This is a genomic window from Paraburkholderia sp. SG-MS1 (assembly GCF_012275575.1).
Classification (GTDB): domain Bacteria; phylum Pseudomonadota; class Gammaproteobacteria; order Burkholderiales; family Burkholderiaceae; genus Paraburkholderia.
The window spans coordinates 1-11,828 of the sequence record NZ_NPIH01000243.1 but is presented as its reverse complement, the minus strand read 5'-3'; the positions used below and the strand labels follow the sequence as shown (position 1 = coordinate 11,828).

General features: G+C 63.4%; 9 protein-coding genes. 8 read left to right on the top strand and 1 reads right to left on the bottom strand.

Annotated elements, in window-relative coordinates; genetic code table 11:
• On the bottom strand, positions 1–1,520 hold a 1,520-nt coding region (gene ilvA, locus CIC12_RS24240; protein WP_168667746.1), incomplete at its 3' end, for a threonine ammonia-lyase, biosynthetic.
• 526 nt (positions 1,521–2,046) lie between these two features.
• Between ilvA and CIC12_RS24235 the strand changes: the two genes are divergently transcribed.
• From CIC12_RS24235 to CIC12_RS24200, 8 genes are all read left to right on the top strand, one after another.
• A complete protein-coding gene (locus CIC12_RS24235) occupies positions 2,047–6,141 on the top strand; it encodes a DUF3683 domain-containing protein (protein WP_168667745.1) in 4,095 nt (1,364 codons plus the stop codon).
• A 34-nt stretch (positions 6,142–6,175) separates the two neighbouring features.
• Entirely contained in the window at positions 6,176–6,604 is a 429-nt protein-coding gene (locus CIC12_RS24230; protein ID WP_168667744.1) for an HIT family protein, read from the top strand.
• Positions 6,605–6,689: 85 nt separating this feature from the next.
• A complete protein-coding gene (locus CIC12_RS24225) occupies positions 6,690–7,103 on the top strand; it encodes a gamma-butyrobetaine hydroxylase-like domain-containing protein (protein ID WP_168667743.1) in 414 nt (137 codons plus the stop codon).
• Between the two features lie 67 nt (positions 7,104–7,170).
• Entirely contained in the window at positions 7,171–7,902 is a 732-nt protein-coding gene (gene ubiE, locus CIC12_RS24220; RefSeq protein ID WP_168667742.1) for a bifunctional demethylmenaquinone methyltransferase/2-methoxy-6-polyprenyl-1,4-benzoquinol methylase UbiE, read from the top strand.
• Positions 7,903–7,940: 38 nt separating this feature from the next.
• Positions 7,941–8,930 (top strand): Tim44 domain-containing protein, encoded by a 990-nt coding sequence (locus tag CIC12_RS24215; RefSeq protein ID WP_168667741.1) that lies wholly within the window; start codon positions 7,941–7,943, stop codon positions 8,928–8,930.
• A 152-nt stretch (positions 8,931–9,082) separates the two neighbouring features.
• Entirely contained in the window at positions 9,083–9,727 is a 645-nt protein-coding gene (locus tag CIC12_RS24210) for a ubiquinone biosynthesis accessory factor UbiJ (protein WP_168667739.1), read from the top strand.
• A gap of 15 nt (positions 9,728–9,742) precedes the next feature.
• Positions 9,743–11,320 (top strand): ubiquinone biosynthesis regulatory protein kinase UbiB, encoded by a 1,578-nt coding sequence (gene ubiB / locus CIC12_RS24205; RefSeq protein WP_168667737.1) that lies wholly within the window; start codon positions 9,743–9,745, stop codon positions 11,318–11,320.
• A 53-nt stretch (positions 11,321–11,373) separates the two neighbouring features.
• The coding region (locus CIC12_RS24200) for a methyltransferase domain-containing protein (protein ID WP_168667735.1) at positions 11,374–11,828 on the top strand (455 nt) is incomplete at its 3' end.

Sequence of the window (11,828 nt, the reverse complement as noted above, 5' to 3'; positions counted from 1 at the left end):
GCAAGAAACAGCCGATACACCGGGTTTTGCGTCTCTTCCCAGTTCGGATAGCCGAGCGTCGCGAGAAAGCGCTCGAACGCGTCGGTCTCGCTCGCGGGCACCTGGATGCCGACAAGGATCGAACTGTAGTCCGCGCCCTGGTTGCGATAGTGGAACAGGCTGATGTTCCAGTTCGGCGCCATCGACGACAGGAACTTCATCAGCGCGCCCGGCCGCTCGGGAAACTCGAAGCGGAACAGGCGCTCGTCATGCGCGAGTGGCGAGCGCCCGCCGACCATGTAGCGGATGTGCTGCTTCGAGAGTTCGTCGAAGGTCAGGTCCGCGGTCGCAAAGCCGTGCGCTTCGAAGGCGCCCGCGATCTGCGCGGACTCGCTGCGGTTCCTGATCTGCACGCCAACGAAGATATGCGCCGAGTTCGCGTCCGCGATCCGGTAGTTGAACTCGGTGACGCTGCGCGTGCCGACCAGTTCACAGAAACGCCTGAAGCTGCCGCGCTCTTCGGGGATCGTCACCGCGAACACCGCTTCGCGTGCTTCACCGACTTCGGCGCGCTCGGCGACAAAGCGCATGCGATCGAAGTTCATGTTCGCGCCCGACGTGATCGCGATCAGCGTCTGGTTCTCGATGCCTTCGCGCTCGGCATACTGCTTCGCGCCCGCAACGGCTAGCGAGCCAGCCGGTTCGAGCACGCTGCGGGTGTCCTGGAAGACGTCCTTGATTGCCGCGCACAGCGCGTCGGTGTTCACGAGCAGCACGTCGTCGAGATATTCGTTGCACAGGCGGAAGGTTTCTTCACCGACCAGCTTCACCGCCGTGCCGTCCGAGAACAGTCCGACTTCGTTCAGCGTGACGCGCTCTCCTGCTTTGAGCGAGGCGGCCATCGCGCACGAATCATCGGTCTGTACGCCGATCACCTTGATCTCCGGGCGCACCGATTTCACATACGCAGCCACGCCCGCCGCGAGTCCGCCGCCGCCGATCGGCACGAAGATCGCGTGAATCGGCCCCTGATGCTGGCTGAGAATTTCCATCGCGACCGTGCCTTGCCCTGCGATCACGTACGGGTCGTCGAACGGATGCACGAAGCTCAGGCCGCGCTCTTCCTGCAGTTTGACCGCATGGCCATAAGCGTCGCTATACGACTCGCCGAACTGCACCACCTCGACTGTCGGCCCACCATGCGCGCGTACCGCATCGACCTTCACCTGCGGCGTCGTCACCGGCACTACGATGATCGCCTTCACACCCATGCGTGCCGCCGACAACGCGACGCCCTGCGCATGATTACCCGCCGATGCCGTAATCACCCCACGCTCCAGCGCTTCAGCCGGAAGATGCGCCATCTTGTTGTACGCGCCGCGCAGCTTGAACGAGAACACCGGCTGGTTGTCCTCACGCTTCAGATACACCGGATTGCGCAGACGTGCCGACAGATTCGGCGCGCGCTCCAGTTCGGTTTCGCGGGCCACGTCGTAGACGCGTGCGGTCAGGGTTTTTTTCAGGTAGTCGTGGGAAGCCATGCGGGTGGCGCGATGCGCGTTGCGAGACAGGAAGGGGTCAATGATAGCGCCAACGGTGACCGCTCAGGCCTTCCGTCCGATCACCCAGGGAGCGTCGCAAGGGTCTTTCAAGCGCGTCGGGTGCGCTCGCGCAGCGCCGCCCGACCGACCGGTCGGCAAATTCACTTCAGGCGCTTTCAGTGTGAAAACGCCTGAAGCCCCGCTGCTGCTCCGATTGCGGCCGTCAACGCGTGGCGGAATCATGCGGTAGAATTCCGATTTGGAATAAGGATCGGAAGATGCATTGGCAGCCTCGGATCGCCCACTTGATGCCCGTCCCGCGTGAGTCTTGTCCCGCGGCGGAGCGTCACGTCCGCCACGCACGATCGTGTAGTTATATCTGAGCGCCGCGAAGCGACCGATGTGGGTAGGCCGTCGGTCGTGCTTCGCTCCCCTATAGAAAGATTTCAGGCATTGCGCCCCACGCGCACCGTCAGCCGACGCCTCCCGAAGAGCGCGCCCGGTTGATCTACCGAGTCGTCCGAACATGAACGCACCTCAAGTTTTCGATCCGCACGGGGCCGCCGCTGCGGTGGCCGCCGATCCCGAAGCGCGCCTGCGCGAAATTCCCTATAACTACACGTCGTTTTCCGACCGCGAAATCGTCATCCGCCTGCTTGGCGACGAAGCGTGGGCGGTCCTCGCCGAACTGCGCGCGGAACGCCGCACGGGCCGCTCGGCGCGGATGCTGTACGAAGTGCTCGGCGACATCTGGGTCGTGCGCCGCAATCCCTACCTGCAGGACGACCTGCTCGACAATCCGAAGCGCCGCGCCCAGTTGATCGAAGCGCTGCATCACCGTTTGTCGGAGATCGAGAAGCGCCGTCGCGCCGATCTGACGGAACACGGCGACGAAGCCGGCGTGGATCGCGCGGCGCGCGTCGAAACGCTGGTCCAGGCCGCGCGCCGCGCGGTCGACGACTTTGCGAGCGAGTTCCAGAAGACCTACGATCTGCGCCGTCGCGCGACGAAGGTGCTGGGCAAGGTCACGGAAAAAGACAACATCAAGTTCGACGGTTTGTCCCGTGTATCGCATGTGACCGACGCAACCGACTGGCGCGTCGAGTACCCGTTTGTCGTGCTCACGCCGGATACCGAAGCCGAGATCGCCGGCATGATCAAGGCGTGTTTCGAACTCGGACTGACCGTGATTCCACGTGGCGGCGGTACCGGCTACACGGGCGGCGCGGTGCCGCTCACGCCGTTCTCGGCCGTCATCAATACGGAAAAGCTCGAACAGCTCGGCGCGGTCGAGATGACTCAACTGCCGGGCGTCGATCGCAAGGTCGCGACGATTTTCTCCGGCGCGGGCGTCGTCACGCGCCGGGTGACCGAAGCGGCAGAGCAGGCCGGCTTCGTGTTCGCGGTCGATCCAACTTCGCTCGATGCGTCCTGCGTCGGCGGCAACGTCGCGATGAACGCCGGCGGCAAGAAAGCGGTGTTGTGGGGCACGGCGCTCGACAACCTCGCGTGGTGGCGCATGGTCGACCCGGAAGGGAACTGGCTCGAAGTCACGCGCCTCGACCACAACATGGGCAAGATTCATGACATCGAAGTCGCGCGCTTCGAGCTCAAGTGGTTCGACGGCAACTACGCGCCGGGCGAGAAGCTGCTGCGGACGGAAGCGCTCGACATCAAGGGCCGCGTGTTCCGCAAGGAAGGCTTGGGTAAGGACGTTACCGACAAATTCCTCGCCGGCCTGCCGGGCGTGCAGAAAGAAGGTTGCGATGGCCTCATCACGTCCGCGCGCTGGGTGCTGCACAAGATGCCCGCGCATACGCGCACCGTCTGCCTCGAATTTTTCGGCCAGGCGCGCGAGGCGATTCCAAGCATCGTCGAAATCAAGGACTACCTGTTCGAGACGTCGCGTCAGGGCGGCGCCATTCTGGCGGGCCTCGAGCATCTGGACGAGCGCTATCTGCGCGCGGTGGGCTACGCGACCAAGAGCAAGCGCAATGCGTTTCCGAAGATGGTGCTGATCGGCGACATCGTCGGCAACGACGCGGATGCAGTGGCACAGGCCACCTCGGAAGTCGTGCGGATGGCCAACGGCAAGAGCGGCGAAGGCTTCGTCGCGGTCAACGCCGAGGCGCGCAAACGCTTCTGGCTCGACCGCAGCCGCACCGCCGCGATCGCGAAGCACACCAACGCGTTCAAGATCAACGAAGACGTGGTGATCCCGCTCGACCGCATGGGCGAGTACACGGACGGCATCGAACGCATCAACATCGAGCTGTCGATCAAGAACAAGCTGCAACTGGTCGACGCGCTCGAGGCGTTTTTCCAGGGCGGCAAGCTGCCGCTCGGCAAGAGCGACGACGCGAACGAAATTCCGAGCGCCGAGCTGCTCGAGGATCGCGTACAGCAGGCGCTCGATCTGTTGAAACGTGTGCGCACGCGCTGGGAGTTCCTGCGCGACAAGCTCGATCTTTCGTTGCGTGAAGCGCAGCACTATCTGGTCGGTCTCGGCTACGAAGGCCTCGCGGAAAAATTCGCCGACCGCGCCGACCAGCAGCCCGACGCGACCGTGTTCCATATCACGCAAGACCGCACGATCCGCGTGTCGTGGAAGCAGGAAATTCGCGCTGAATTGCGGCAGATCTTCAACGGCGGCGAGTTCAAGCCGATCCTCGACGAAGCCCAGGCGATCCACAAGCAGGTGCTGCGCGGCCGCGTGTTCGTCGCGCTGCACATGCACGCGGGCGACGGCAACGTGCACACGAACCTGCCGGTCAATTCCGACAACTACGAGATGCTGCAGGACGCGCACACCGCAGTGGCGCGCATCATGAAGCTCGCGCGTTCGCTCGACGGCGTGATTTCCGGCGAGCACGGCATCGGCATCACGAAGCTCGAATTCCTGACCGACGAGGAGATCGGCGAATTCCGCGCGTACAAGCAGCGCGTCGATCCGCATGGCCGCTTCAACGCGGGCAAGCTGCTCGAAGGTGCCGACCTGCGCAACGCCTACACGCCGAGCTTCGGCCTGATGGGCTACGAATCGCTGATCATGCAGCAGTCCGACATCGGCGCGATTTCCGAGTCGATCAAGGACTGCTTGCGCTGCGGCAAGTGCAAGCCGGTGTGCGCGACGCACGTGCCGCGCGCGAACCTACTGTACAGCCCGCGCAACAAGATTCTCGCCACTTCGCTGCTGGTCGAGGCGTTCCTGTACGAAGAGCAGACGCGCCGCGGCGTGTCGATCAAGCATTGGGACGAGTTCAACGATGTCGCCGATCACTGCACCGTCTGTCACAAATGCGTGACGCCGTGTCCCGTGAAGATCGACTTCGGCGACGTGACGATGAACATGCGCAACCTGCTGCGCAAAATGGGCAAGAAGAAGTTCAACCCGGGCAACGCCGCGGGCATGTTCTTCCTGAACGCAACCAACCCGCAGACCATCAACCTCGCGCGCACCGCGATGATGGGCGTCGGCTACAAGGCGCAGCGGCTCGGCAACGAAGTGCTGAAGAAGTTCACGAAGAAGCAGACGGCGCACCCGCCGGCAACGGTCGGCAAGCCGCCGGTCACGCAGCAGGTGATCCACTTCATGAACAAGAAGATGCCGGGCAACCTGCCGAAGAAAACCGCGCGCGCGCTGCTCGATATCGAGGACAACAAGATCGTCCCGATCATCCGCAATCCGAAGACGACCACCGCCGACACGGAAGCGGTGTTCTACTTCCCCGGCTGCGGCTCCGAGCGGCTGTTCTCGCAGGTGGGGCTGGCGACGCAAGCCATGCTGTGGGAAGCGGGCGTGCAAACCGTGCTGCCGCCGGGTTACCTGTGCTGCGGCTATCCGCAGCGCGGCTCGGGCCAGTACGACAAGGCCGAGCAGATCGTCACGGATAACCGCGTGCTGTTCCACCGCGTCGCCAATACGCTGAACTACCTCGACATCAAGACCGTCGTGGTGTCGTGCGGCACGTGTTACGACCAGCTCGCCGGCTACGAATTCGAGAAGATCTTCCCGGGCTGCCGGATCATCGACATCCACGAGTTCCTGCTGGAGAAGGGCATCAAGCTCGAAGGCGTGAACGGCGTGCGCTACATGTATCACGACCCGTGCCACTCGCCGATCAAGACGATGGACCCGGTCAAGCTGGTCAACCAACTGATGGGTTCGGAGAAGGACGGCTACAAGATCGAGAAGAACGATCGTTGCTGCGGTGAATCCGGCACGCTCGCGGTGACGCGTCCTGACATTTCGACACAGGTGCGCTTCCGCAAGGAAGAAGAGATGCGCAAGGGCGCGGCCAAGCTGCGCGGCATTCCTCTTGTGGCCGAAGCCGGCGCGAACGCGATCAATCCGGCCAATGCTTCGGCCGGTGCGGCGGGTGCGCCGAACGGCTCGGTGCTGAAGGCCGGCGACGGTCCGCAGCCGAACGGCGCCACCGACGTCAAGATCCTCACGAGCTGCCCGTCGTGCCTGCAAGGCCTGTCGCGCTACAACGAAGATGCGAACACCGAGGCGGACTACATCGTCGTCGAGATGGCGCGTCACGTGCTGGGCGAAGACTGGATGGCGGATTACGTCCAACGGGCGAACAATGGCGGAATCGAGCGCGTGCTGGTTTAATGGCACGACTGACGATTTTTGCCTGAGGACGACGATGGACTGCGTTTTTTGCCGCGAAGAAGGCGGCGATGTGCTGTGGCAGGACGACACCTTGCGTGTCGTCCTGGCCGACGAACCCGATTACCCGGGCTTTTGCCGAGTGATCTGGAACAACCACGTGGCCGAATTTTCCGATCTCGCCGTGAACGACCGCGATCGCATCATGAAGGCCGTGTACGCGGTCGAGCGCGCGATCCGGCGTGTCGTGCAGCCGGTCAAGGTGAACCTGGCGAGCCTCGGCAACCAGGTGCCGCACGTGCACTGGCACGTGATTCCGCGGTTTTCGAACGACGCTCATTTTCCATTGCCTATCTGGGCGCCTCGCCAGCGCACGGTATCGGAGGCGATGCTGTCGTCGCGCCGCGCGCAAGCCACCTTGCTGCGCGAAGCCGTGCGCCATGAAATCGAACAAGCTCTTGGCTGAGCGCCTCTAACCCATCGCGTCGCGCGCCCAAAGCCCCTCCCAGGGGCAAACCTGAGGCGGCCCTGCGTTTTCTTGCGAGTCCATCATGAGCGGACTGACCCCCCAAACTCCCGTGCCGACCGGCGTCGTCGTCCATTCGAAATCGCATGTGCTCGAATTGCAGTACGCAAACGGCGAATCGTATCGGCTGCCGTTCGAACTGCTGCGCGTGTATTCACCGTCCGCGGAGGTGCAGGGCCATGGGCCCGGCCAGGAGACGCTGCAGACCGGCAAGCGCGAGGTCACGATCACGCTGATCGAAGGCGTCGGCAACTATGCGCTGCAGCCGACTTTCTCCGACGGGCACGCCACCGGCATCTATTCGTGGGACCTGCTGTACGACATGGCGGTCCGCCAGGATGAACTCTGGCGCGACTATCTCGCCAAACTGCAAGCGGCGGGTGTCGACCGCGATACGCCGATGGTGCCCTCCGGCGCTGCGCACGGCCACTGTCACTGATACGATTCGCCCCGAACGCCGCGCTGATGCGGCGCAACATTTCAGAATACGCGAAAGGACGAGCGCGATGAGCAAAACCCACTTCGGCTTTCAATCGGTCGACGAACAGGAAAAGGCGCAGAAGGTGGCGGGCGTGTTCCACTCGGTTGCCGCTAACTACGACTTGATGAACGATTTGATGTCGGGCGGGTTGCACCGGGCGTGGAAGATGTTCACGATCGCCCAGGCACACGTGCGGCCGGGCTACAAGGTGCTCGACATCGCAGGCGGCACGGGCGATCTGTCGAAGGCTTTCGCGAAACAGGCCGGCGAGACCGGCGAAGTCTGGCACACCGACATCAATGAATCGATGCTGCGCGTGGGCCGGGACCGGCTGCTGGACAAGGGCGTCATCACCCCGGCGCTGCTTTGCGACGCCGAGAAAATTCCCTTTCCCGACAACTACTTCGATGTTGTGACCGTGGCATTCGGCTTGCGCAACATGACGCACAAGGATATCGCGCTGGCGGAGATGCGCCGCGTGTTGAAGCCGGCGGGCCGTCTGCTGGTGCTGGAATTTTCGAAGGTGTGGGATCCGCTCAAAACGGTCTACGACGTCTATTCTTTTAAGGTGCTGCCGTGGCTGGGTGAGCGCTTTGCGAAAGATGCCGAGAGTTATCAATACCTTGCGGAATCGATCCGGATGCATCCGGATCAGGAAACTTTAAAAACAATGATGGAACAAGCGGGTCTCGACGGCGTCAAATATTACAATTTGTCAGCTGGCGTGGTAGCTTTACATGTGGGGACCAAATACTAGGGTTCCTAACCCATCGATTTTTAAAGGAAAGTACGAAAATGTCCGATTCAGGTGTGTTATCTCCCCGTAAGGTTGGGGGTTCGCTGGCGAGAAGAATCGGACTGATTGCGATGGTCGGTCTGATCATGGCCGGCTCGCTCGCTTCGCTCGATGCGGAAGCTCGCCGCATGGGCGGTGGCCGTAGCGTCGGCCGTCAGTCGAACACGGTTCAGCAGCAGCATCAGGCGACGCCGTCGCAACCTGCTCAAAACAATCAGGCCATGCAGCAGCAGCGCGCGCAACCGACGCCGACGCCGCCTGCGGCGCCTAACCGCAACCGCTGGCTCGGGCCCATCGCGGGCCTCGCCGCCGGTCTCGGCATCGCCGCATTGCTGTCGCACTTTGGCATGGGCGAAGCGTTTGCCGGCATGATGGCCAACGTCATCATCATCGCGTTGATCGCGATGGTCGTCATCTGGCTGATCCGCCGCTTCACGGGCCGCAAGCGCGATACGGCGCAAGCGGCGTATGCGGGTGCTTCGCCGTCATTGAACGCGGGCGGCACCGGCTATAGCCAGGAACCGCGCTACAGCGCGCCGCCCACCGGCTCGTATCTCGAACCGCAGGGCAACCCGCTGAGTACGCCGACCATCAACCCGATGCCCGTGGTGCCCGCTGGTTTCGATTCGGACGCGTTCCTGCGTAATGCCAAGGTGTACTTCGTGCGCCTGCAAGCCGCATGGGACGTCGGCAATGTCGAAGACATCCGCGAATTCACCACGCCGGAAATGTTTGCCGAAGTGCGGGTCGACCTCGCTTCGCGCGGCACGGAGTCCAACCAGACGGACGTGGTGCAACTGAACGCCGAGCTGTTGGGCGTCGAAGAGCGCGCGAACGAATATTTCGCCAGCGTGCGCTTCTCCGGGCTGCTTCGCGAAGCACCGGGCGCGGCCGCCGAGCCGTTCGTCGAAGTCTGGAATCTGTCCAAGGCGAACCGCAACGGCGAAGGCTGGCTGCTGGCCGGCATCCAGCAGGTGGCGCAGCACTGAATCATGAGCAGGATCGAGCCGGGCGGTGCGGCTCTTCCTGATTTTGCGCATAGCGTTGGCCGTTCGGCATAGCAGGCCGCGAAGCGAACGGACGTTACAATAGGAACCCGCGCGAGCACCTCGTTCGCGCGGGTTTTTTCTTGCCACTTTCGATGACCCTCGCCGCCAAGCCCTTCGCTGCTGCTGTCAATCATCTGCTCGCCCGCGAATCGTGGGCTCGTGAGCGCCTCGCCCCCTACGCCGGCAAGATCGCGCGCCTGGCATGTCCACCGGTCGCATTGACGCTGCTGGTGCAACCCGACGGCTATCTGGGCGCGGTTGACGAAACCGACGCGCATCAGTTCGACGTAACCGTTTCCGTGCCGTCCGACGCATTGCCTGCCTTCGTGCAAGGCGGCCAGGCCGCGGTCATGAAGCACGTGAAGATCGAAGGCGACGCCGAGTTCGCCACTGTGATCGCGAAACTCGCCGAGCATCTGCGCTGGGAGCCGGAAGAAGATCTGGCTAAGCTGATCGGTGACGGTCCGGCATGGCGAGTTGCGTCGGTGGTGCGTACGGTCGGTCAGCATGTGCAGCGCACCGGCCGAAACCTGCTCGATACGGCCGCCGAATATCTGCTTGACGAAAATCCGCAGCTGGTGCGCCGCACCGCGCTCGAAGATTTCAACGTCGAACTGGCCCGCGCGCGCGACGCATTGGCGCGCCTGGAAAAGCGCATCGAGCGTCTTGAACAGAAGGTCGAAGCCCGCGGCGCGAATGCGCCGGGCGGCGCCGCCATGTCGCGCGGCACGCGCTAGTCACCGGGCACAACTATGCGTTTTCTGCGTTTCCTCAAAATATTTTTCACGGTCATCCGTTTCGGTCTCGATGAGATGATGCTTGGCCGCATCAACGACCGGCGCGTGCGTCTGCTGCTGCGTGTCACCACGATCGGCCGCAAGTTCGACGCGCCGCCGGGCGTGCGCTTGCGGCTCGCACTCGAAAGCCTCGGGCCGATCTTCGTCAAGTTCGGCCAGGTACTGTCCACCCGGCGCGATCTGCTGCCGGTGGACATCGCCAACGAACTGGCGAAGCTCCAGGATCAGGTGCCGCCGTTCGACTCGGCGGTGGCGATCGGGCTGGTCGAGAAATCGCTCGGCGCGCCAGTGGACGTGCTGTTCGACGATTTCGAGCGGGTGCCGGTGGCGAGCGCGTCGATCGCGCAGGTGCACTTCGCGAAGGTGAAGGCCGGTCAGCATGCGGGCAAGGCGGTCGCGGTGAAGGTGCTGCGCCCAAACATGCTGCCTGTGATCGACTCCGATCTCGCATTGCTGCGTGACATCGCCGTATGGGCCGAGCGGCTATGGGCCGACGGCAAGCGTTTGAAGCCGCGCGAGGTGGTCGCCGAATTCGACAAATACCTGCACGACGAACTCGACCTGATGCGCGAGGCGGCCAACGGCAGCCAGTTGCGGCGCAATTTCGTCGGCCTCGATCTGCTGCTGGTGCCGGAGATGTATTGGGAGTTCTGCACGCCCACCGTGCTGGTGATGGAGCGCATGGTCGGCGTGCCGATCAGCCAGGTCGAGACGCTGCGCGCGGCGGGTGTCGACATTCCGAAGCTGGCGCGCGAAGGCGTCGAGATTTTCTTCACCCAGGTGTTCCGCGACGGCTTCTTCCACGCCGACATGCACCCCGGCAACATCCAGGTGAGTCTCGATCCCGCGCACTTCGGCCGCTATATCGCGCTGGACTTCGGAATCATCGGCGCGCTGTCGGATTTCGATAAGAACTATCTCGCGCAGAATTTCCTCGCGTTCTTCAAGCGCGACTATCACCGCGTTGCTACGCTGCATCTGGAATCGGGCTGGGTGCCTCCGACGACCCGTGTCGAAGAACTCGAAAGCGCGATCCGCGCGGTGTGCGAGCCGTATTTCGACCGCGCGCTGAAGGACATTTCGCTCGGCCAGGTGCTGATGCGCCTGTTCTCGACCTCGCGCCGCTTCAACGTTGAAATCCAGCCGCAACTGGTGTTGCTGCAAAAAACCATGCTGAACGTGGAAGGGCTCGGCCGCTCGCTCGATCCGGAACTGGACCTGTGGAAGACCGCCAAGCCCTATCTGGAACGCTGGATGAACGAGCAGATCGGCGTGCGCGGCTGGTACGAGCGCCTGAAGATCGAGGCGCCGCAGTGGAGCAAGACGCTGCCGCAGTTGCCCCGCCTGATCCATCACGTGCTCGCCGAGCGGCACGACAACACGCGCGGCGCGAACGACGAGATGATTCGCCAGATCCTGCTCGAGCAGAAGCGTACCAACCGGCTGCTGCAAGGGCTATTGCTGTTCGGCGTGGCGGTGGGCGTCGGCGCCGTGCTGGCGCGGGCGTTTCTGGCGCTGGCTTACGGGGGGTAATCGAGACCACCCGTACGACCCATGCAACGCGCGCAACCCATGCGAGGCATCTGATGAACGAACCGACTCAACCCGCCGTGCCCGACTTCTCAACTCGCGACCCCCACTCGCCCGCATTCTGGGACGAGCGCTTCGAGCGCGGAATCATGCCGTGGGATCAAGCGGGCGTGCCAGCCGCATTCCGCGCATTCGCCGCGCGGCGCAGCGACGCCGCGGTGCTGATTCCGGGCTGCGGCAGCGCCTACGAAGCCGTCTGGCTAGCCAGGCAGGGCAACCTGGTCCGCGCGATCGACTTCTCGCCGGCCGCCGTCGCGGCGGCGCACGAGCAACTGGGCGCGCAACACGCGCGACTGGCGGAGCAGGCGGATTTCTTCACCTATGAACCGCCCTTTGTGCCCGCGTGGATCTACGAGCGCGCGTTCCTCTGTGCGCTGCCGCCGGAACGCCGCACCGACTACGCGCGCCGGATGGCCGAGCTGCTGCCCGGCGGCGCGCTGCTCGCCGGTTT